The organism is Psychrobacillus sp. PGGUH221 (assembly GCF_042055255.1).
Classification (GTDB): Bacteria; Bacillota; Bacilli; order Bacillales_A; family Planococcaceae; genus Psychrobacillus.
The window spans coordinates 35,438-57,804 of sequence record NZ_JAQMHQ010000014.1; the positions used below are offsets into that span (position 1 = coordinate 35,438).

General features: G+C 33.6%; 21 protein-coding genes. 9 read left to right on the plus strand and 12 right to left on the minus strand.

Annotated elements, in window-relative coordinates:
- The first annotated feature begins 63 nt into the window (after positions 1-63).
- Both PGC35_RS20345 and PGC35_RS20350 read left to right on the plus strand, forming a co-directional pair.
- A complete protein-coding gene (locus tag PGC35_RS20345; protein ID WP_375220473.1) occupies positions 64-1,422 on the plus strand; it encodes a dihydroorotase in 1,359 nt (452 codons plus the stop codon).
- Between the two features lie 27 nt (positions 1,423-1,449).
- The gene (locus PGC35_RS20350; protein ID WP_375220474.1) at positions 1,450-2,376 is read left to right on the plus strand and encodes a PEP-utilizing enzyme; all 927 of its coding nucleotides are present in this window, start codon (positions 1,450-1,452) and stop codon (positions 2,374-2,376) included.
- Positions 2,377-2,462: 86 nt separating this feature from the next.
- Here the strand turns inward: PGC35_RS20350 and PGC35_RS20355 are convergent, their stop codons facing one another.
- The 3 genes from PGC35_RS20355 to PGC35_RS20365 form a co-directional block, all read right to left on the minus strand.
- Entirely contained in the window at positions 2,463-3,167 is a 705-nt protein-coding gene (locus tag PGC35_RS20355; RefSeq protein WP_375220475.1) for a site-specific integrase, read from the minus strand.
- 870 nt (positions 3,168-4,037) lie between these two features.
- Positions 4,038-4,934 carry a P63C domain-containing protein gene (locus tag PGC35_RS20360; RefSeq protein WP_375220476.1) on the minus strand — a complete coding sequence of 299 codons (897 nt, stop codon included), beginning with the start codon at positions 4,932-4,934 and terminating at the stop codon, positions 4,038-4,040.
- Positions 4,935-4,939: 5 nt separating this feature from the next.
- Entirely contained in the window at positions 4,940-5,380 is a 441-nt protein-coding gene (locus PGC35_RS20365; RefSeq protein WP_375220477.1) for a transposase, read from the minus strand.
- A 430-nt stretch (positions 5,381-5,810) separates the two neighbouring features.
- Between PGC35_RS20365 and PGC35_RS20370 the strand changes: the two genes are divergently transcribed.
- Genes PGC35_RS20370 through PGC35_RS20380 form a run of 3 tightly spaced genes read left to right on the plus strand, consistent with a single transcriptional unit; the run spans position 5,811 to position 7,330 of the window.
- Entirely contained in the window at positions 5,811-6,824 is a 1,014-nt protein-coding gene (locus PGC35_RS20370) for a hypothetical protein (protein WP_375220478.1), read from the plus strand.
- A 52-nt stretch (positions 6,825-6,876) separates the two neighbouring features.
- Positions 6,877-7,044, plus strand: a complete 168-nt coding sequence (locus tag PGC35_RS20375) for a hypothetical protein (RefSeq protein WP_375220479.1) — start codon at positions 6,877-6,879, stop codon at positions 7,042-7,044.
- A gap of 43 nt (positions 7,045-7,087) precedes the next feature.
- Positions 7,088-7,330 (plus strand): hypothetical protein, encoded by a 243-nt coding sequence (locus PGC35_RS20380; RefSeq protein ID WP_375220480.1) that lies wholly within the window; start codon positions 7,088-7,090, stop codon positions 7,328-7,330.
- A gap of 371 nt (positions 7,331-7,701) precedes the next feature.
- Here PGC35_RS20380 and PGC35_RS20385 read toward each other — a convergent pair whose 3' ends face one another.
- From PGC35_RS20385 to PGC35_RS20405, 5 genes are all read right to left on the minus strand, one after another.
- Complete coding sequence (locus PGC35_RS20385) at positions 7,702-8,871, minus strand: restriction endonuclease subunit S (protein ID WP_375220481.1); 1,170 nt, start codon at positions 8,869-8,871, stop codon at positions 7,702-7,704.
- Positions 8,872-8,929: 58 nt separating this feature from the next.
- Entirely contained in the window at positions 8,930-10,483 is a 1,554-nt protein-coding gene (locus PGC35_RS20390; RefSeq protein ID WP_375220482.1) for a type I restriction-modification system subunit M, read from the minus strand.
- Positions 10,470-11,075, minus strand: coding sequence for a restriction endonuclease subunit S (locus tag PGC35_RS20395; RefSeq protein ID WP_375220483.1), 606 nt, complete (start codon positions 11,073-11,075; stop codon positions 10,470-10,472). The genes PGC35_RS20390 and PGC35_RS20395 overlap by 14 nt, the downstream gene beginning before the upstream one ends.
- Before the next feature lie 126 nt (positions 11,076-11,201).
- A complete protein-coding gene (locus PGC35_RS20400) occupies positions 11,202-13,949 on the minus strand; it encodes a type I restriction endonuclease subunit R (protein ID WP_375220484.1) in 2,748 nt (915 codons plus the stop codon).
- 171 nt (positions 13,950-14,120) lie between these two features.
- Positions 14,121-14,255 carry a hypothetical protein gene (locus PGC35_RS20405; protein ID WP_375220485.1) on the minus strand — a complete coding sequence of 45 codons (135 nt, stop codon included), beginning with the start codon at positions 14,253-14,255 and terminating at the stop codon, positions 14,121-14,123.
- A gap of 119 nt (positions 14,256-14,374) precedes the next feature.
- Between PGC35_RS20405 and PGC35_RS20410 the strand changes: the two genes are divergently transcribed.
- Together PGC35_RS20410 and PGC35_RS20415 are read left to right on the plus strand one after the other, a co-directional pair.
- The gene (locus tag PGC35_RS20410) at positions 14,375-14,839 is read left to right on the plus strand and encodes a hypothetical protein (protein ID WP_375220486.1); all 465 of its coding nucleotides are present in this window, start codon (positions 14,375-14,377) and stop codon (positions 14,837-14,839) included.
- On the plus strand, positions 14,840-15,448 hold the full coding sequence (locus tag PGC35_RS20415) for a hypothetical protein (RefSeq protein ID WP_375220487.1): 609 nt from the start codon (positions 14,840-14,842) through the stop codon (positions 15,446-15,448).
- Between the two features lie 103 nt (positions 15,449-15,551).
- On the opposite strand, the gene PGC35_RS20420 is transcribed toward PGC35_RS20415, so the two are convergent.
- Together PGC35_RS20420 and PGC35_RS20425 are read right to left on the minus strand one after the other, a co-directional pair.
- Positions 15,552-17,099, minus strand: a complete 1,548-nt coding sequence (locus tag PGC35_RS20420) for a zinc-ribbon domain-containing protein (protein WP_375220488.1) — start codon at positions 17,097-17,099, stop codon at positions 15,552-15,554.
- Positions 17,033-17,635 (minus strand): zinc-ribbon domain-containing protein, encoded by a 603-nt coding sequence (locus PGC35_RS20425; protein WP_375220489.1) that lies wholly within the window; start codon positions 17,633-17,635, stop codon positions 17,033-17,035. Before PGC35_RS20425 ends, PGC35_RS20420 begins: the two co-directional genes overlap by 67 nt.
- 226 nt (positions 17,636-17,861) lie before the next feature.
- On the opposite strand from PGC35_RS20425, the gene PGC35_RS20430 reads away from it, so the two are divergent.
- On the plus strand, positions 17,862-18,407 hold the full coding sequence (locus PGC35_RS20430) for a hypothetical protein (RefSeq protein WP_375220490.1): 546 nt from the start codon (positions 17,862-17,864) through the stop codon (positions 18,405-18,407).
- A gap of 229 nt (positions 18,408-18,636) precedes the next feature.
- Here the strand turns inward: PGC35_RS20430 and PGC35_RS20435 are convergent, their stop codons facing one another.
- Together PGC35_RS20435 and PGC35_RS20440 are read right to left on the minus strand one after the other, a co-directional pair.
- A complete protein-coding gene (locus PGC35_RS20435) occupies positions 18,637-19,968 on the minus strand; it encodes a hypothetical protein (protein ID WP_375220491.1) in 1,332 nt (443 codons plus the stop codon).
- A gap of 16 nt (positions 19,969-19,984) precedes the next feature.
- The gene (locus tag PGC35_RS20440; RefSeq protein WP_375220492.1) at positions 19,985-21,313 is read right to left on the minus strand and encodes a replication-relaxation family protein; all 1,329 of its coding nucleotides are present in this window, start codon (positions 21,311-21,313) and stop codon (positions 19,985-19,987) included.
- A 698-nt stretch (positions 21,314-22,011) separates the two neighbouring features.
- Here PGC35_RS20440 and PGC35_RS20445 point away from each other — a divergent pair.
- Positions 22,012-22,107, plus strand: a complete 96-nt coding sequence (locus tag PGC35_RS20445; protein WP_375220493.1) for a putative holin-like toxin — start codon at positions 22,012-22,014, stop codon at positions 22,105-22,107.
- Positions 22,108-22,367 lie beyond the last annotated feature (260 nt).

The following is a 22,367-nucleotide window of genomic DNA, read 5'->3' on the forward strand; positions in this document are numbered from 1 at the left end:
ATTATTTCATTCGAAATAATTACGCGTTCTTTTAATTAACTTAATAAAAAGGGAGAAAATTATATGGATCTTGTAATAAAAAACGGGATTTTAGTTACCCATGAGAAAACCTACAACGGAGTTGGAATAGGAATAAAAGATGGAAAGATAGTACAAATAGCAAAAGATGAAGAATTAGGCCCTGCAAAGAAAGTAATAGATGCAAATATGAATCATATTCTCCCGGGTATTATTGATGCACATGTACATTTTAGAGAACCTGGAATGTCCTATAAAGAGGATTACTACACAGGTTCCATGGCTGCTGTATATGGTGGTGTAACTTGTATACTTGATATGCCTAATACAGATCCACCTTTAGATAGCCTCGAAGAGCTTGTTGCAAAAGAAAAGTTGATAAACAATCGTTCATTTGTAGATTATGGTTTAATAGGTTTGGTAACAGAATCAAATATAAATAAAATACAAGAATTAAAAAAAGCAGGAGTAGTAGGTTATAAATGTTTTATAGGACAAAGTGAACAAGGAAGAGCTTGTCCATTACCACTAAATGATGGATTACTATTAGAATCACTCGAGGAAGTATCAGCAACCGGATTACGATATGCTTTTCATGCCGAAAATCATGAAATACTCTTACATAAAATTAATAAACTTAAAGAAAATAATGTTAATGGTTGGGAAGCTCATTTATTGGCTAGACCAATAGTTTCGGAAGTAGAGTCAATTCAAAGAGTTGCACTCTATGCTCAAACTACGAAAACAAAAATTCATATATGTCATATTAGTTCATACCAAGGAATGAATATGGTAAATCAGTGGTCTGAAAGAGGGGTTGATATAACTTGTGAAACAGGAGCGCAGTATTGTTTCTTATCTGTAGAAGATATGGAATCTATCGGTGGAGTTATGAAAGTGAACCCTCCAATCCGAGAAAAAATCCACAACAATAAATTATTATCGGGCCTTTGTGAAGGTAAAATTCAAATGATTGCTTCGGATCATGCCCCCCATTCAATTAAAGAAAAAGTTAATAATTCTAATAACATCTGGGAAGTTAATGCGGGAATGATTGGCGTTGAAACTACTTCCCGTTTATTTTTATCTGAAGCAGTTAATAAAGGTCAGATGAGTATAAATCAATTTGTATACCTAACTTCTTATATGCCTAGTTTAATTTGGAATATTAATCATCAAAAAGGTGAAATCAAATTAGATTATGATGCAGATATTATTATTGTAGATTTAAACAGAGAATGGACTATATTAAATGAAGAACTACATAGTAAAAACAATATTACAGCTTTTCATGAAAAAAAAGGAACCGGCATTCCTGTCACTACTATAGTTCGAGGAAGAGTCATTGTAGAAAACGGAAAACTAATAGGTCCCCCATCTGGAAAAAGAGTAACACCAGTATAAATAGTTCTCTATTGGAGTGTGAAAATTTTGCTTAAAAATAATTCGAAAACACCGTATTTAAGTAAGTCGGCTGGATTATTATATTTAAAAAGTTTAGGTGTTAATATTCCTACTACTTATTTTGGTCTAGAAAATTTTACACCCCAAGAGGAAAGAGAATTAAATCAGCATATAAACAAAGATTTAACATGGATTGTACGTTTTGATGCATCTTCGGAAATAAGATTTTTACTTAAAGGAACAAAAATTAATAGTGAAAACATGGTAGAAGAAATAAAGAACATTAATCAACATAATAAAGCTTATAAAGGAAAATTTAAAATGATGTTACAATGTTGTTTAAACTCCTCAGTAGAAGGTGTAGCAAAACTATTGTCCGATGGAAAAATTCTTTTAGAAACAGAAAAAAATGACAATGGACATTTTGTACGGGACGGTAATGTTCCTTATCGTTATCTTATAGCACCATTTGAAACGGAAGTAGATCATCCAAAATTAACATCTCGAAATATAGAGAAACTCCATTCCGAATTAATTAAAATCGGGCAAAATTATGTTGTAGAATGGATTGTTACAAAGCAAGATGAATTATTTATTACAGATGCAAAATATGTTCCTGATTCATTTTTAAAAAACATAGAAAACAGTCACAAACTAATAATTAAAGAAGGAATTGCATGCGGTAAAATCAATCATGCCATAAATATGAATAAGACAAATCATATACTTTATTTAAGTAAAACTTCAATTGAATATCTACCTTTTATTAACAATTATACTCAGGGTATTATATTTGAAAGTGGCGGATTACTTTCCCATTGCGTTGTATATCAGGCTGCTAAAAATATTCCCATGTTAATAGGTATAAATGCTGATACAATAAATGAAATTATAAACCAAGAGGTCTGTATGGAACTCAATTTTACGAAAGATGTACAAATTTTTTCTCTCTAAGACAATTTTATAGTTGTTATTGTTTTAATAGAAATAATTTTAAAAAGGATTGCATTTTAATTAGCACAATCCTTTTTAAAATTTACTTAAAGGCCAATGCCACTTGCTGCGTTGTCCTCGAAAATCGTCCCATACTTAATGTAACGTTGAAGAGAAGTTGACTGCCTATGCCTGGTTTGACGCATAATCTGATGTTCACTTTTCCCCGCTTTGGCTGCGGTCGAACAAAATCCACTCCGTAGACTATGCGCCCCATAAGAATTTGCTGATAACCCTGCTTTATCACAGTACTTTTGCACAATCAATCGCACAGACTGTGCCGTTAACCGATCGTACATATTTCCGTGTCGGTCCATTCGTCTAAAGATAGGACCACTTGTGATCCCCGATTTCGACATCCACTCCTGCATAGATCTTACTGGACATGTCGCCCGATTACTTCCATAAGGAAGAGCAATTAATTGCCCAGCTCCTTGTTGATCCGTTTTACTATGCTCAATGGTGACCACTAATCCATCACGAGTGAACCGAATGTGCTCCACATCTAAACCAATCAATTCGCTCCGTCGAAGGGCCCCGGCCCACCCAGTCACTAATAATGCGCAATCACGAATGCCGAGAGGTGTGCTCGGTAGAACGGATACAAGTTGGCGTAAATCGTTCAACCACAATGCCTCTTTTCCAGTCTCTTTAATTCCAATTGTCCTTTGTATACCTTGCCAGACACCTTGCACAAGGGGCGTCTTCGTAGGACTTTCAAAGCTTGCACTTTCATGACGCTGCGAGATCACCGTCATCTTCCGTTTGATCGTCGATGCCTTGCAGGTCTGCCCAAGAAACGTTAGGTAGTAGACCATCGTCTCTGGTGTCGTGGGAAGGGCTTGAAGTTCATTTGCTTCACACCACTGGGCAAATAGCTGCCAATCGGATGTATACGCCTTTTTCGTATTGTCCGCTTTTGAATTGGCGAGATAGACCTCTGCCTTTTGATGCAGCTGCTTGACATCGGCAGACAGTTCACTCGATGAGCGGATGATGATCGATTGATTTTCCACAGTTTGTTCCTCCTTTACACTTCCATTTCCAAAATGCAGGAAAATGTAGTTTCTTCTATTTAAATAGTGCGTTTATTTTTTGTTCGTTTTCTTTTCTTATTATACCATTTCTAAGTAGCGATAAGAATGGTTATCGATACTTAGAATCTAATTGTTTTTTTCTTTTATCAAAGTCTCTTAAAGTAATATTATAGTCTACAAATCAGATTTTTTTTATTTTGTGTGTCCAAATCTAATAATAATAAAAGAGGTTATTTTGTCTAAATCAAGTTCGTAGTGCTTAACTTCGGCCTCTTACAGCCATGCTTAATAGATTTAATACATGGTATTAGGGTTACTTACAAATGAAGTCTTTCAAATGTTTTGATTAAAAACGTAAAAAGGGACAAAGCTTAAAAGCTCTGTCCCATGTTACACCGGAAACACCATTAAAAATTTTGGATATGATATCGTTCAATAAGTCATGTATTTTCGACTATTTTATTTATTATATACATCTAACATTTGGCTTACTATAGGAGTGTGAAGATATTACTAGATGTACACGTTTTCTAAGTAGTTCTAAATGTACATCATTTAAGGTATCGCTTAAACTATACCTGTTTTTCATTTGAAGTTTATTTCTATCTGTTCGTTTACTCCAAAAACACGATTAAACTTTTTAATGAATTCATTCCAATTATCTGAGGCCTGCATTAAGGTTATAACTTTAATTAAGTGTTTCTCTAAGTGGATATTACCAATGTCTTCAGTCAAAAATTGATGATGTTTCCACTTTCTTCGTCCAGGGGAAACAGAGGGATTATTTTTTTTGAGCTCCTCTTTCACACCTGGCGGTAAATGATCGTAAACAAATTGATTAGTGTAAGTACCTACGATTCCTGGCCTCTGACCAGAAGGAGTAGGATAATTCCATTCTCTTAATCTAAACATTTCTTGATAAAATTCATCGGGAAATCGCTTGGTCCAAGGAAGTAGCTCTTTAGAAATATACTTAGAGAGTAGTCTCTGCAGATCATCTTTATCTCTTTCTGCTTGATAACCAGTTGCTTCATCTACTAGCGCGACTATACCTAGTTTAGATAAACTTCTGACAAGAATTTCACTTGCTATAGCCAAATTTTCTTGTTGCTTGGTTAAAACATTGTCCATTCTTGCAGAGAGATAAACATCACACATCAAAGGAATAAGTTCAGCTTTATATCCTTCAACCTCTCTACCATTTTGCGCTTTATAAACTACGGGATTGAATAAAAATTCTTTTACTTCTCCATTAATATATTTCGCTAAGTTATTGGCATCAATAAAACTAGGTAATTCTGGCATATTAGCAACTCGAATCTCCCCCTTTTTTCTACCTCTTTTTGTTCTTCCAAATGCTCTAAAAACTGCACTTCTGGATATTATTCTAGAGCCATCTTCCAAGACTGCACAGGTTAGTTCCTTTTCTCCCAGATTTAATTTACCAAAATGAGTAGCTTTTAATATTTTTTGTTCATCCATCATTATCAGCTCCTTCTAGTATCGATTAATAACATTAATGACATTATTTCTATAACATCCTTTTTCAACCCAGATATTTTTAAAATAAGTAAACGGTGTCTTGAAAAAAGAAGTTGGATTCCATTAACCATTCTATAGGCGGTGTTTTTATTTACATTTATTAATTTGGTTAGTTTTCTATAGCTTAATTTTTCATTATTTAAATAAAGATATAAGGTTAATAACCACTTTCTTAATTCTACTTTGGTATTATGCATTACAGTTTTAGCTGTTAAACTGTAGGTTGTGTTGCACAAATTACAATGGAACCTAAAAGTTGATCTGATTCTAGTATTTCTATGAGATCCGCAAAAGGGACATGTTATCTTCCCTTTCCACCTTAAGTTTAAGAGATACTTTTTATAGCAATCATCGTCAGGAAAATCGAAGTAAATTTTTTTATACATTTCTTCTCCTTCCTATTTTTAACTTTTCTTAATATTAGCACTTTTCTTTTTAAAAAACACTACCAGTAAATGGGTCAATTTTACAGAATGCTGACAAACGTGAATTAATAGTACATACATTTTAGCTTGAGGAAATGATTCCTCAACAGGGAAAGTATTACTGCATACAAATTCCATGAGTTTTCTTTCAGTGATTCTTCAATCTCATTTAAAAAGCCTATAAAACCAATTGAGCAGGGCCTTCTTAAGTGTTGGCGTTTTTCTTTTCTTGAAGAAATTTATTTTCATGGTAGGTAAAGTAATTATCGTCAATATACTACATAAAATTATTTTAAAAGTTATTGTAGAGTTATAGAAATATAAGGTAAACTATTTATATTGTGGAATTTTACTGGATTACCCTTTTATAAAAAAAGAAAGAGGTGAGTATATGATTAAATTAGTATTTTTTGGAGTAATACTGCCAGTCCTTGGAATTATTCTTTGGAGTGTATTTGCACAGGACCTTGTTTTTTCTCCACTATTGAAACCATTGATGAATTTTTTCGAACCTATAATGTTAATCGATGTAAATATGAGTGTTGGAACAATTATTGGCGGAATTGCTCTATTAGGGTTAACATTATACCTCTTTAGACAGCAATTAAGAAAGGTATTTCTCAACAAAATTAGTGTAGAACTGGATATGAAACACTTTATTAAGAGGTTTACGGAAGAGGCTAACAAGAGTCACTATGTCATCGCCACTCAAATTTACCGCTATCACTTTAGTAAAACCTCAAGCATACTTAGGATTAACTATCAAGATGGATACGTGGTTGAGGAAGAACCTTTAAATGCAGTGATTCAAGAGAATTTCCGGATTGAAAAGAAGTTGTATAGGACATTGGAGAAGGCTGTTAAGAACGTTCAAAGAGATGAAAACGACCTCGTATTGCTGGAAGATTTTATGTATCAGCAAATAGCAGAACTTGAAAAAAGTCCAACCATAGTAAATATCAATAAGGAATTGAACCAGTTTAATTTTTTGATATTGGCCATTCAATTCTTTCTTAATATAGGGAACAACAGTAGAAAGTTTCTGGAGAAGGAGAACAACCTGGTAAGCGCCTTAAATAATCAGCAAAAAGAAGACAAACTGTATACAATGTCACGTACGGGGCTGATTAGATCAATATTAAATGCTGAATTAGGGATGTCCGCCCTTTATAGTTTTCGTCATATTGGCGAGAATGAAAAAAAGGGACGTGTATATTTGACCATTCAAGTGAAGAGAGAAAAAGAGTCGAAACCTTATATTTTCCTAATCACTGTTAGTCCAGAGATTAAGGACGAAGATGACCAAATTAAGATTTTTACCGAGATTTTAGAATCATTTATCAAAGTAATAAAGTCCGAATTAGGTGAAGCGGAAATTGTGAATCTAAGAAGTTTAGTTGTGTAATCTTTTGGTAATATGTATAATAATAAGACAAATCTCTATTGGAGGGATGAAGATGGTCAAACTAGAAAATTCACGAAATGAAGCAAAATACGAACAAGTCCTCTCAAACTTGAAGAGATTAGGCGTCCGTGTTGAACAAACTAAAAAACCATTCTCCAATGAAAGTAAAAATACATCACTCATGGGGAATTTTGAAAAGTGTATTGTGATTAAATCCTAAAGCCGGCGATTTTGCCGGCTTTTTTGTTTTAAGTGATTAAGCATTGGCTATACTGAATATATTAATCCAAAAGGAAGAGAATATGCAGGAGCCAAATAAAGTAACGTATAAGAATGTGTTGGAAAAACTGGAGAAGATGGGAGTTCAGGTAACACAAGAAAAAGCCCCTTTCGGTAAAATTAAGAATGCTTCCATAACGGTTGGTAAGTACAGACCCATTATAGTAAAGAAAAAGTCTTTATTTGAAAAGCTTCGTGAAATACTTATTAACATTCGAAAACGCTAATCATTTATGTACGTTAGTTACATATGTGTTTTTTTCGCACGAAAAGCAATCTACATTTTTCTTTATAAAAAACAGTTCGTAAAATTATTGAAACATTTTATGAACGTTTACTATTCTTCATACACTTTTACGAACACTTTTGAATAAAAGAAAAACAAAGTGAGCGATAAATATGTTTATTACAAAAAATTTGGCTACGTAGGAGTCAGCGGCAAATTTCAAAGAAGGACAACAATTGGAGGATATGAAAAAATCAAAGCCAAGATTGTACCCATGTTCAGCTAGTATTTTTAAATTCATCTTTTATTTATAACTTCTATATAAAGTGTTAAAAATGAGCCATTCCAAAGTTAGAGAATGACTCATTTTATTTAGGTAAACATTTGCTGCATGAAAGCTTGTTTTTGGGCGATAAGGAATTTTTGCCTTTCCTCTTCTAATTTCACCTGTGAATCTAGTTTTTTATAAAAGGCTATTATTTTATTTTGTTCCTTCAATGTAGGAATTTTAATAGTAGCCTCCATTAACTTTGCTTTTGAAATATTGTATCTAGTAGAACCCTGCGCTAGAAATACAATCTTTTTCCTCATATAGTCACTTCTCAATGAGATAGCAACAAATTCTGGATGTATATCTTCTGTATTTATTCTATATCCAAAACAAAAACTATTTAAGTGTAGATTTTTTGACTCATGTATCCAAATAGATGCCATTCCAACTTCATTTGGTGTTTCAGAAGATGTTGTAAAAAGAATATCATTTTTTTCTACATAGGACTGAGTTTCTTCATCCTTAACATTTACTTTTTCAATCTGTTCTAATTTGGCATACAAATTATTAAAGACATTAGTATATGTGATAAAACTATGCTCACCAAATCCAAAATCATCTTTAGTTTTTCCAGATAATCCAGTGTAATTGGTTCCAATGTTTCCTAAAGCCTGTTCAACCCAATTAGGAAATTCCTGTCCATTCTCATTCTTAAACCGCAATTCTTGACTAAAAATCTTCTGCATAAGTCCTTTTTTCTGTTGTTTCAACAACTCCACTTTTTCTTGTTGTTTTTGTATTTTTTTATCCAGAGTAAAGAAGAAATCTCCTATTTTCTTTTGTTCACCTGCTAAAGGAACTTTTATTTCTAAGTCCCTTATAATTCCAAGACCAATAAACTTTTGTGTTCCTCCAGCTTGGCTCAAATGAAATTGTTTAGCTATACTAGCACTTCTTAAATAGTGAATTAAAAAAGAATTGTAACCTTTTGAGTTTTTAATTAAGGCTACATTCTTTATAGCGAAGTTATCCTGAAAAACCATAACTGGATTGCCGATAGTGCCTATCATACCAAATAAGATGTCTCCTACATCAACTTTGGAACGTTTATTTATTTGATTAAAGTCGTCTTCATTAATTAATGAAACATTGCTCAAATCCAACTTCCCATTTGCTTGAAGGTTTTTGGAGGTAATAAGCATTTTTCCATTTGAATAATAACTTGGAGAATCGTGCGTACCGTCTCTAACGTCCGCTATTTCACTTAACACAACTGATTTCCACGGAATATTGTATTCATTGAATCTTAACTTAGGTGCATTCATCCCTTCATACCCCCAACTCTTTAAAATACTTCGCTAATTCCACATCAATCTCTGCCATCTCATCATCAATTTGTTTTAATCGTTTTGAAACAACTTCTAAATCAATTGCCTCTTCTTCTTCAAATGTATCTACGTAGCGAGGAATATTTAAGTTATAATCATTTTCTTTGATTTCATCTAATGATGCTGCATATGAGTATTTATCAATCACTTCTCGACTTACATACGTTTCTATAATCTTTTGTACGTTTTCATCTGTTAAATTATTTTGATTTTTACCTTTTTCAAATTCATTAGAGGCATCAATAAAAAAGACATTATCCCCGGCTTCTCTACATTTCTTAAATACTAAAATACATGTAGGAATCGATGTACCAAAGAAGACATTCGCTGGTAATCCAATCACGGCATCCAAATAATTCTTGTCTTCTATTAAGTATTTACGAATAACCCCTTCTGCGGCCCCTCTAAATAGAACCCCATGAGGCAGTACAACAGCCATTGTTCCGTTATCATCTAAATGATGAATCATATGCTGAACAAAAGCGAAATCAGCTTTGGATTTTGGTGCAAGTTTTCCGTAAGCACTGAAACGTTCATCATCCAAGAATTTCGCTTCTGCACTCCAGTTAGCACTATACGGCGGGTTAGCTACAACAGCTTCAAACTTCATATCTTGATGGTGAGGTTCTTCTAATGTATCTGCATTTTGAATGTCAAAGTTTTGATAAGACACATCATGGAGCAACATGTTCATTCGTGCCAAGTTATATGTTGTTGAAGTAAGTTCTTGTCCATAAAATTTACGTACATTCGTTTCTTTTGCAACCCGTAATAGTAACGAACCTGAACCGCAAGTTGGGTCATACACATTTTTTAAATCGGATTTTCCATAAGCCACGATTTTCGCCAAGATTTTCGATACTTGTTGTGGTGTATAGAACTCCCCTGCTTTTTTCCCCGCATTTGCCGCAAACTGTGAAATTAAATACTCATAAGCATCCCCAAGTACATCAATATCCACATCATCATGTAGGAATGGAATACTATTTACGCTTACCATAATTTTCGAAATTAGCTTAGAGCGAGATTTTACATCACGGCCTAATTTAGATGATGCTAAGTCCATATCATCAAAAAGGTTTTGAAAATCTTCTTGGCTTTCTGTACCAAGAGTTGACTCCGTTACATTATTAATTGCTTGTTGTAACATTTCCGTATCGAAAATACCTTGTTCACCTTTTTCAATTTCTTGGATCATGTTGGAGAAAAGGTATTCTGGTTCGATTACATACCCAATTTGTTGTAGTAGCTCATCGATCAATGCTTCTTTCATTTCAGGGTCATTCCACGCTTCTGCGTATGATACATTATCTTCTTCTAAAAGCTTATCCGCACGATCTTCTGTTTTTTCGGACAGGTAACGATAGAAAATCAAACTAAGAATATAGTTTTTAAATTCATAGGCCTCCATTTGGCCTCGAAGGTCATTTGCCATATCCCATAACTTCTTATGTAAGTCTGCCTGTTGTTTACGCTGTTTTTCACTTGTTGTCATTATGTATATCTCCTATCGCATTTATAATGGTGTAATTCATAAATTGTTCTTCTAATTGCTTCTGTTCCTTCTGTAAAGCCTGTTTCCTTTTTATTCCCCTATACATCTTTCCAATCAGTTCCTGTTTATCTACTGGAGGCATTACAATTTCTAGTTCTCGCAGCATCTGAATGGATAATGGAGAAGTACTCGTTCCTTGTTGTGCAATCAGCAATTGCTTTCGGCAGAATGGATGTTCATTAAAATACCATTCAAAGTACAGAGGTGAAAAGTGTTCCTTTCCTTCAATAACTACGAAATTAGAAGGAATTAGTAATCCGGAGTGTTCTGCACGAATAGCTACCGCTTTTTGTGAAATTAAATTCACTACGACCATTTTTTCTGATGCTAGTTTTAATTTTGATAATTTATTCGTTTCAATCGGAATGGATGTCACACGTTCACTATCTCCACGGTAATCCATACCAAGACTTTCGTTCATTTCTTTCATCGTATAGAGGTTTACCACCTGAGCCATTTTATCTTCAGGACTTGTTTCTACACGAGATAAAATGGCTCCCTGCGTTACCGTTGCTACATCTATAAGTCGCACCAACACACCTCCTTTTTGTTATTTTTAATAATAGCTATAGTTAGAATAACTCATATAAACCTTCACTGTCAAATGCTATTTTTAAAAATAATAAAAGTGGTATATCGAATGATATACCACTTTTGGTTATCCAAATCGTTTGGTGTGTTCTAAGATAAAGTCAACAATTCGTTGGGAGTATTTACGTTTTTTTAGAAGCCCGCCCTTTATAGAGTCACTGATCTCAGACTGTTTTATAATATTACTATACTCATATTCTTGAATATAGGTTTTCAATAAATCTTTCTTTAATGCCACTTCTTCTGAAAAAGATTCGATTTCTTTTTCTCTTTCTTCCTCTTCATACGTGTTGTACGTATCATCAATCGAGTCTTCATTCGTAAGTGTTGGGACTACACGTTGTAAGAATCCTTTGACTAGATCCACTTTCAAACGCAATTCTTCGTTATCTGCACGATCTAATTCATCTTCTATAAACTTCACTTTCTTCTTCACTTCTTCTGCATCATTAAAATCAATGTCTTTGAGTAGATTCATGATGTAACTTACACCAATACGGTCTGTATGCATGAGCTCTAGTGCAAAATCAATGTCTTGTAAAATGGATACTTTATCTACATCTTTTTTGGTCTTTTCATATAGCATTAAATATTTACTTTTGTAGTCTTCATAGTCTTGTCTAGTGATGTTCAATTCTTCTGGCGTGAAGGCAAACTCAGTGAAGGTTTGGAGTTTCACCAGTACCTTTGTTAGTTCACGGAAGCTTTCAATATACGCTTTTTGCTCTTCTTCTCTTTGCAATTGATCCACTGCAGGGGGAGTCGCTGCCATTTCACGTACTTTTTTCAAGCTGTCATGAAATTCATTTAAGTATTCCTTATAACTTCTCATGAGTACATCATCTACCGAATTGGTTTGAGAGAACAATCGAACGGCTTCATCGGTTTTCTTTTTTAGACTGCGATAGCAAACGATATTTCCATACGGTTTCGTTGCTTTTTCTACACGATTGGTACGGCTATATGCTTGAATTAAGTCATGGTACTTCAAGTTTTTATCTACATATAAGGTATTTAAAGTTTTACTATCAAAGCCTGTTAAAAACATATTTACAACTAGTAAAATATCAATTTGAGCTGATTTAACTCGTTTGGAAACATCAGAAAAATAACTTGCGTATGTATCCGTCGTATAATTGGTTTTGAATAACCCATTATAGTCCTTCATCATTCGCTCTAAACTATCTCTCGAATGTTCATCTCGTCCTTCGCTTTCTTCATTCGCACCATACGTAAAGATTCCTGCTATTTTAAAATTATGATCATAGGTTTTGAAAAGATCATAGTATTTGATGAGCATAGGAATACTTTGAACCGTAAAAATCCCAGTATACCCTTTGCTACGGGATTTTCGCTCATGATTTTCCAAAATATTTTCTAGGACTAGCTTCATTCGATCTTCATGGGACCATACTTCATCGGTATTAATTGCTTCTACCCGTGTGTCGTCTTCTTCATCTAACTTCGAATCAAATGTACGATGGTACTCTACAGAGAAACCAAGCACATTTCCATCATTAATGGCATCTTTAATTAAGTAGGTATGTAGACACTTCTCAAATAAATCAGCTGTAACACGACCATCTTGGCTTTTATTTTCTTCGAAACGTGGTGTTCCAGTAAATCCAAAATACTGGGCATTTTTAAAGTGACGAGAAATAGCCGTATGCATCTCCCCAAACTGACTCCGATGACATTCATCGATAATGAAAATAACACGATCATCTTGATACAGTTCCATAATGGCAGCATACTTTGGATTCTTCACCGCATTAGCCATCTTTTGGATGGTCGTCAGGATAAGCGGCTTTGTCATATCTTGTACTTGTTCTACCAATTTATCTGTCTTATCTGTGGTATCTACAGATCCTTTTTCAAATTTATCAAATTCGGCAATAGTCTGACTGTCTAAATCTTTACGATCTACTAAGAAAAACACTTTCTTAATATGAGGCTCATTAGCTAAAATCTGGCTAGCTTTAAACGAAGTTAAGGTTTTACCAGAACCGGTTGTATGCCAAATATAGCCGTTATTTTTCGTTTCTAAGGCACGTTTCACTAGTGCTTCTACCGCATACACTTGATATGGTCTCATAACCATCAGTAATCTATCACTTTCGTTTATCACCATATAACGTGCAATCATTTTAGCGATATGGCATTTCTCTAAAAAAGAATCAGTAAAGTCACTCAAATTCGTAATACGACTATTCTTGTCATCGGACCAAAAAAACGTATAACCAAATAAGATATCGCTATCGCTATTGGCGAAGTACTTCGTATCTACACCATTGCTGACCACGAAAATTTGTAAGTAACGATACAATCCCTTATATGAATGTTTTCGATATCGCTGGATTTGATTGAATGCTTCTTTAAAATCAAGCCCCCGCCTTTTTAATTCTATTTGAACGACTGGCAATCCATTGATCAGTAAAGTAACATCGTACCGATTCACATATTTTCCTTCCACCGTTGTCTGAGTTGTTACCTGAAATAGATTTTGACACCACTCACGTGTATTAAACAGTTCTAGATAGACCTCTGAACCATCATCTCTCTGCAGTATAACTTTATCTCGTAAAATTTTGGCAGAATCAAAAATGCTTTTCTTATCAATACGAGTCATCAATCGATTGAACTCATTATCTGAAAGAGGCATCTCCGCTAACTTGCTTTTATTAAATTTATTCACTTGTTGCCGGAAATTCGCTACAAGAGCCTCATAATCAGACAGGACGACTCGTTCATAACCTTTGCGAATTAATTGGTCAAACATATTCTTTTCTAATTGAGCTTCCGATTGATACGACATAACATATCCCCTTATATTTATCAAATCTATATAAGCCAATTCTATCATATATCAAATGTCTTATTATCTTATTTAAACATTAGATATCACATGTTTAGTTATGTTTTTACAAGCTTTTTTAAACTCTTCAATTTTTTCTTCAGTAGTTTGAAATGTTTTATATTTTTTTAATTATGCTTCCATTTTAAATGCTTCTTGGAATACATAAATCACTAATCCTATTGCTTGTTTTTCCCCTATTGCAAAACCTTGGGTAATTCCTGTGCTAGCTAGTATCATCGTTTTCATAGATAAAATATATGTCAATAATAATATTACACCCTATGGATTCCATAGGGTATTTTACGGTTGACAATATTTGAATTGTGTTTTATATTTATATTCATAAAGAACCTTAAGGAGTGTTTAGGATTAAAGTATATCAAATGAAGTATAGACCACATGGGATTAATCGTTATAAAGAATTTATTAAGGATGATGTACTCGGGATTGGCTGGCCTGATATTGGTGACCTAGGGACACAACAAAAAAATGAAATCAAACAGAGCCTTCAAGATATTTACCAATTAGACGGTGCTCGATTAGGAAATGCTTTAGGTGCGATTTGGTGCTTTGTCCATACTATGAAAAAAGGGGACCTCATTTTTGTGCGAAACGGTAAAAAGGTTAGTATTGGTATTGTGAGTGACTATAAATATGTTCCAGCACTAGATAATCAACATGACGGTTTCTGTCATCAACGAAGTGTAAAGTGGTTAGAAACGGATGAACTACTTTCACAGTATAATGATGCTGTTCGGGCAACAGTTCGAACCCCCGGTATTGTGACTGGTTCAAGTTATAATATTGATGATCTGAAATTAAATAGCCTAATTAAGGAGACGATATAAATGAACTTATTCCAACTAAAAAGTAAGCCTCACGGCATTGAAAGGCTTCCTCTATTTTTAGAGGATAACTTTATTGCAATTGGTTGGCCAGGAATCGACGATTTAACAAATGTATCAGCAGAGGAAATCGAAAAGCGTTTAGAGAAGGCTTATCCAGATTATCATGGGCAAACTATGGCCTATCATAAAGGCATGGTAAATGCCTTTGTGAATACCATGGAAGAAGGTGACCTTGTCATGATTGGTCAAGGATATTACACTCATTTTGGACAAGTCGGACCTTATAAATATATTGCACAATTTGACAATGATGATGATGGTATGTGTCACCAACGCAACGTAAAGTGGTTAGCAATGGTGGAAAAAAACTCACTAAACGATAAAGTACAAGAACATTTAAGAAATCGTGCTACGATAACTAAGTTTAAGTATCCTTTCCAACTGGCAGAAATCGAAACAATTTTAGCTGGTGAACACGATTCAACGATTCAATCGTCAGAGAAAGCTCTAGTAATAGAAAAGGCTTGGAACGTCTTAAAGGATGCCTTAGAAAGTAATGATGCTCATATTCGTGTATTAGCGGCAGCAGCCATTATTCAAAATAAATAATAGATAAACTAATCCGAATAAGTACCTCTTGGGTAATGTGAACCTAATCTTAATTCTAAAATGTACTGGACTCACAATCAGAAGCAAACTTAAAAGTTTTCTTTTATGTTTGTTTCTTTTTACTTTTGTGACATATTGAACAGCCACCCCTCTTGACAAACTGCCAGACAGTTTCATAAGTAGGATGTTGTTGCTCACAGAGAAACCAAATTTTCTTACCACTTCCCGCAACCACCTCATAAGGTGAGAGCGTATTTTTATTAACATCCCAAGCTGTTATAAGATAAGGGTGTGTTGTAGCCAAACAATTCCTTGCTGTTACCTTCTTATTTTGACATTCTGGACAGGTAGCTTTTCTCCTTGAGCTAATCACTGCTTGCCACTCATGCTCAGGATTCTCGATACAAATCCACCAAACCTTCCTATTAGATTTTTCCCTTAACTTCTCAGGTGAAATTGAATTTGTTAGATGCCACTGTCGCATTAAGTCTGGACGTTTTGACGCAAGACTCTCTTCCGGTAACACTTTCTTATTAGCACAATAAGGACAGTTTCTACCATTTACTCTCTTATTGACACTTGCTTTCCACTCATGTTTTGGATTTTTACTACATTGCCACCAGACAATTTTCGTGGATCCCGCCGTTACTTCATTCGGTAATACCTTATCATTTAGAGTTGGATGCCATTCTTTTAAAAGATTTGGATGAAGTATGGAGAAGGCATTTTCTTCATTTACTTTCTTGCCATTGCAATCTGAACAGCTTGTAGGTCTAGCTACCTTTTTCGAAACGCTCATTTCATGCTCATGTTTATTTGAACAAACCCACCAAACTTTTTGACTTGTTCCTGGGAAAACTTCTTCGGGTCTAAGGGATAAATTTTTGAATGGATGCCACAGCTTCACTAAGTCAGGATACCGGTACGCAAAAGACGTTTCCTTCGTAACCATTTGATTTGCACAATATGGGCAACCATGTTTTAGATGGGACCGATTACTAATGATCGCTGGCCATTCATGCGCCGGATTGTCTTTGCATTGCCACCAGACCTGTGATGTAGGCATAAACATATCTGGTTGTAAATTTTGATTTTTTGTCTGATGCCACTCCTTTGCCAACTCTGGATAAAGCTTGAGGAGGGAATTTTCTTTTTGACGATATACAAAAGCATTCATGATTTTCACTTGATCAGACTCAAACTGAATCATACTAGAATCAAACGAAACTGGTTGAATTGTTTGTAAAACCCTTATAACTTGTTCAACTAGTGAATTGATAACTTTCGATTTGGGTGAGTATTTGAAGGGAATTGTATGCTTAGCTTCAGGTGATAAAGCGGGAAGTCTCGTTTCACGAATACGTATTAACTGTATCGATTGTTCTTGGCAAATTGAATTTTTTAATTGATCATTCTTTATAGATGATTCGGGATTATGAAAAAAACCATCATACTCAATAGCTGTCTTAATGGAAGGAATATAAATATCAAACTCAATTTTTTTCTTCTCTTCAAAAGAGTAAATATAGCGATTTTGTGCATCTGTAAATGCTATTCGAATGTAATAAAATAATGTTTGCTCTATTAATGAAGTATGGACTTCAGATTTACATTTTTTACATCCCGCAAAAGGATTGATACGTAAATCCACCAAGCCTTTTTCGAATTATTGTAGTTAATATTATCTGTAAGATCATTATTCTTTGTAGGATGCCACTGAGCAGCAATTTCAGGCTTCATCGTCGCCAAACTAACTTCCTCTGAAAACTGCATCCCACTACAAACTGGGCACTTCCCTTTTGTTAAATCAGCTGGTTTTGAATGAAATGCGTGTTGTTTATTAAAAATAAACCAATACTTTTTCGTAGAAGTACGCATAACCATGGCTGGGGTTGTTTCACCATTCTTTATTGGATGCCAAAGTGCGGCAATCTCAGGTGCTATTGCTGCTAAACTATTTGTACTGCATACACGTTTTCCTGAACAAAAAGGACAAATTTTTTCTTTTTTGATCCTATTATTTACAGCCATTTCAAAACTATGTTCCAAAAATCCTTTTGGACATTTCCACCAATAGAATTTTGCACTCCTTTTTGAAACTTCGGATGGAGATACAATATTTCTACCGGAGTCCCAATACTTCGCTACATTCGGGTAAACAAAAGCTAAAGAATTACTTTGATTCATATTCCCTCTCCTTTTCATCAATTTCCATACTCATTCTTACCAAAATAAAGTATTTTAATGTTATTGGAGAAATAGATTAAAGAATTTTGTCTATGTAAAACAGCTTAATATAACAGCCTAGTGTGAAATAAAATTATTACATTTCATATTTTCTTGACTCGTATAATATTCTTTAAATACAAATAATATAATTCCAACAAGTACATTATAGAATCGGAGTGTAAAAATGGATCGTTTTGAAAGTACTATTACTATTTCTGTAAGAATAGAAGGTGAAAAAATTATGAGGGATAATGGACAACCTCTTCCAAAACTATCTGTTCCTACATACGGTGATTTAGTAATACCTTCAATTTTTCTTAAGGATGTAGAGGACAAAATAAAATTTAGGGAAAAGGAAAAAAAGAAGGTTTTTACGAAGGAAAAAGAACTTTTTTTTGAAATGAATCCTAATTACTTTTCAAATAATAAAAACAACGATGCTCATCTAATTAATATTAAAAAAAAGCACTTTGTGAATGTAATTCTTAAAGAAGATCTATATCTAACAGCACGTTATCAAAAGAAAGCGAAATTTGATCCTTGTAAAAGTTACATACCATGTATAAATAAAGATGCTGACAGTTTAAATCATGCATATACATTAATTTCACAAGAGTATGAATCTAAGAGAAGGTCACACACAGGGAATGTATTTAATAATGGTTACTATATAGATAAAGACGATTTTATAATGTTAGAAAAAAAAAGAGAAGAACTCTTTAATTACTGACGTTTTTTGTATTAATCTACATTATACGCCACTACTTCTTCTGTGAAGTACTTCCTCTACACCCCCTTCACGCTATAAATTAGAAGAAGCAAGAGTAGAGTGGAATAAACTAGATCCGAAAGAAAGAATTCCCCCAAAATTGGGAGTAATTCTTTATATTAAACCCCCGTTTATTAATGAACGGGGGTTATTTTACACCATATTTTTTATTAAACCCATCTTTTCATTATTAAAAATAAAAAAGTAGGTTCTTCCTCTTTTGCAGTCCAACCAAATGATTAAACTTGAGATTTCTAAGAGGTTCATTAGCAAGCATATTCATGTATTGAAAATTAGTAATCCATATATTTCGACCATAACGGGAATTAATAATATCGTTGTCTTGGTTTCCCTGGTCCGGGTATATTACGATTAAATGAGTTGGCATCTGGTCATACGAGTATCCTTTGTTAAAAAGTTGCCTTTCGTGAGAAGCTATTGTTTGATATGTTTTAACAGAACCCTCAAGAGCTGCCATTGAGATAATATGGCGAGTATCTTCTTGGTTTTTTATAAAATGAAAAGTTTGAAATCTGATCTTATTTTTTTCTGAAAATGTGTTAATCGGCAAAAAACGTTGTAGAAAATCTTCCTCTTTTTTTTGCTCTAGGTAATATTGAAAATTTCGAGGCATTAAATACTTGTATCCGGCTTCTTCTTCAACAAATCTTAGTAAAGATTCGATTCTCTCTTTAACGCGGTCAAATGCTAATACATAGACTTCTAAATTTGGATGCCACTGTGTAAAATATGGCATCCATGCTTTAAGTGTATAAATTATATCTCGAGTATTCGTTGTTTTTATATTTGTATATATGTTTCTAAATTGATCAGTAACTGAAAAGATAACTATACAGTGTTTTTCTTCTTGAGCTAATTCACGCGCAAATGAATTAAGGATATTATTAAATATACCAATCATGTGAGAAGGACCATGAATAGTGGCGTTTAGAATTAGCACAATAAGTTGGGTTTCACTTTCAAATACCCATGCATTTGAGAATATTTTATTACCTATTGTATTAGACGAAATAGATAACCAATGATCCTTGAATTTAGCATATTGAAAATTATAATCACTTCGGATGCTATTTAAATAAATATCATTTGCCAGTGTAGATAAGGCAATTTCCTTATTAGTAGGTACATACTGTGTTTGACCATCTTCTTCAAGTGAATGTAGAGAATAGGGGTCTAGAAAGAAGAACTCCGTTAATAATTGATATCCATTCTCTCCAAGCTTATAGTAGTACTTTGTTTGTATAAAATGATTCATTGTAAAAGATTCTTCTATACGGACCAAAATATCGTATTCCACAAATTTTCTTATTCGATTACTAATTGTCGTACTGCTGAAAGACGAGTTAACAAGACTTTTAAATAAATCATGTAAAATAAAACTATTGATTGTCTCATGTAAAAGTATTTGGCGTAAAAGTAGCAATTCTTCATGCTTAACTTCTATATATTTTCTGGCGGATATTTGAATGCGGTATTTATCTACGTTTTTAGAATATTTCATGTCGTACCTCCGTTAATCATTCTTGTGTAAAAGGACCTGTCACTTTTAACATCCTGGGTAAGTTATTGGTTTGTTGCCATGTAATTAAATCGGTCTTATATACTTTGAAGGATATATCAATTCCAAGAATGTCCTCTATTGACTCCATGGAATTTACATACACTAGCACCAGAATTATTTCTGATGTTTTTACCTTTGTATTAATATCAGAAATTGCTTGATATACAAATTTAATTGATTTATAACTTTCTACATTTCCTTCTAAAACAAAAATCGGAAGAAGGTATTGTGACCTTTGATTAAGAGTTAATTTTAACAATGGAAGGTCTAGAACATCATTTTGTACTTCTAGAAGTTCTTGTGGCAACTCTTCTGGGTCATGAATTTGTTCTACCAGTAAATTTTTCTTTGAACTTATGACTGTTTCTGCCATGTTTAGCCAATGACATGTAAGTTCGTATTTATCTATTTTCAAATTAGTTAATATCTTTAGAATTAGATAAGAAGCACGTTTTGCAGATACAGCAAAAATTGAAAAGCAGATTGAACTAAGGTTTTGTTTTAAAGAGGCGACACGCTTGGAACGGTTCTGTTTTTTATTTTTTTGTACTACATCGATACTGTTATCTAAAACTGCAAATACAAGAGACATGGTGTAACCATTCTTTTCTAAGAAAATTTTATTAAGACTTTCATAGTTATCAATTTTTTCTCTAATCATTTTCTGTTCTTGACTACCTGTGTCGAGCTCAACAAAAATAAAATGCTTTTCTTGTAAAAAAATCCAGTCTGGAATAGCATAATTCAAACCTCTTATTCCTAATTCTTGACCCTCTGATGTAACAATTACTCCTTCCACCCCTCTCATATGAGTGAAATTAACATACGATTTTGAGATACTATGCAGATAAATTTGATTTGCTAAAATTGACATGGCATCTGTATGTAATCTAGGGACTTCACTTTTTCTTGAGACTTTAAAGATATTAAAATTCTCCTTTGTGTTCTCTATGCGCTTTAACGATACAAGACAACGATATGCTCTTAAACCTAATTTGTAGTAGTACCTAGGAACATGAGCTCTCGTTACACTAATATTTAATGTCACACGTTCTAATATTTTTGCTTCTACTAAGCGTCTAAGACGATTACTTATTGCGTTACTATTTAATTTTTTTCCAGCTAGTTGGCTCAGAAATAAATGTATTGATTTTGAATGCATTATTCGATGGATCATTAATTGCTCTAATAATGATATTTCAGAGTCTTTTAGTACAATACTATTCTCCTTTCCCACCTGATAAAGAGTTTCTGTTTTTTTTATAATTTCCCTCTCCTTTTGCATTAAAAAAACCCCGCTAAAAAGAACGAGCATTAGTATCTCGTTTTTTAGCAGGGTATTCCTGTTTGCTTAAATTTAATTAATTTGAGTATATCATTTTTTGAGTTATGTTTCTATAAATCTTATATTGTTTTATATGAAAATACTCAAAAAATAATTAGGAAATGAACATATTACTTATACCTGTAAATCTATACGATCCCGTTGTTCTTCTAGTGAATACACCTATGTCCCCACTCATACCAATAACTCTAGTTTTTTTCTAAATAATTTATGATGTATGTGTCCACTCATATAGGAAGAGAGCTTCATACATGCCATTCCACTCATAAGTGAACTAATCCCTCCTTCACTATTTAACAGTAATTGTGAGTATTTCAAATTTTTTAGAGAAGATTAACGAGCTACACTATGAGGAAAAAGAAAAGAATAGGAACAAACGAAGAAAAGAAATTCAAGAGCAAATACTCCATTTTTTTGAAAGAGATGATGAGGATAAAAACTTTGGTGAGATTAAACAACTGCATACTAGCTAGATATGAATGGAGAAATTAAACACTTAGTTGGCTCTTGTTTAGAACGTCTGTATGGTATAATTAAAGAGTAATAAAATAGGATTTCAAGGGTGGTTGGTGCATCTTTTTTTCCATTACTTCCTAAAGTGGTTCTTACTGCTTTAGAAGGGAAAGGAGATGATGCTAATGACAGTTTTTCAAGCAATTACTATGATGATTAGTTTTAGTACACTAATCGTTACAATTCTTGCTTTGTCATATACTTTTTCACAAAAAAAGTAAACCGCCCCTGAGCCTCAAGCATGGGACGGTTTACTCACCTAATGCGCTATCGCCTTTGAAGCGATGCTATTTTATTACAAGGCTGTTCGGTGGTTGCACACCGTACAGTCTTTTTTAATATATGACTTCTTAGGCTCATTATACCAAGAGTAAAGCCCATTTTCAAATTTCCATTATCTTATTACTCATTTTTTCTATTCTTTGTGACCTCCGACCGTTTTTGACCGAGTAAAAGCAGTCCCACCTTATGGTAAAGATAC